Raw genomic sequence first — 878 nt, forward strand, 5'->3', positions numbered from 1 at the left:
GATTCAACGTCAGTAAGCGAATCGAACTCAACGTCAGCAGCAAATAGTGAATCGGTTTCGACAAGTGAATCTGTATCAAATTCGAACAGAGTAGCGAGTGAGTCGACGTCGACAAGCACATCAACATCGGTAAGTGAATCAGATTCAACATCAGTAGCTAATAGTGATTCAACTTCAGTAAGTGAATCGAACTCCGCGTCATTAGCTAAGAGTGAGTCCGTTTCAACAAGTGAGTCTGTATCAACATCAAATAGAGTAGCGAGCGAGTCGACTTCAACAAGCACATCAACGTCAGTAAGTGATTCAAATTCCGCATCAGCAGCTAAGAGCGCATTAACAAGTGAATCGGAATCAAATTCAAATCGAGTAGCAAGTGAATCGACATCAACATCAGCAAGCGAGTCAGACTCTGCATCAGCAGCTAAGAGTGCCTCTGCATCTACAAGTGAATCGGAATCAAATTCGAATAGAGTAGCAAGCGAATCGACGTCAACAAGCAATTCAGTTTCTGTAAGTGAGTCAAACTCAGTGTCAGTAGCTAAGAGCGATTCAGTTTCGACAAGTGAATCGGAATCTAATTCGAACAGAATAGCGAGCGAGTCAACATCGAGAAGTGCGTCAACATCAGTGAGTGAATCAGATTCAACATCAGCAGCTAAGAGTGCATCAGTATCGACAAGTGAATCTGTATCAAATTCAAATCGAGTAGCGAGTGAATCGATATCGACAAGTGCTTCAACGTCAGTAAGCGAATCAAACTCAACGTCATTAGCTAAGAGTGAGTCAGTATCGACAAGTGAGTCCGTTTCAACATCAAACCGAGTAGCAAGCGAGTCAACATCGACAAGCACATCAACGTCAGTGAGTGATTCAAATTC

General features: G+C 42.7%; 1 pseudogene. It reads right to left on the reverse strand.

Features of this window, described 5'->3' with window-relative positions:
- Positions 1-878, reverse strand: a pseudogene (locus HMPREF1208_RS12550) (hypothetical protein); the annotation flags it as partial.

It is taken from the genome of Staphylococcus sp. HGB0015 (assembly GCF_000411275.1).
GTDB lineage: Bacteria > Bacillota > Bacilli > Staphylococcales > Staphylococcaceae > Staphylococcus > Staphylococcus schleiferi.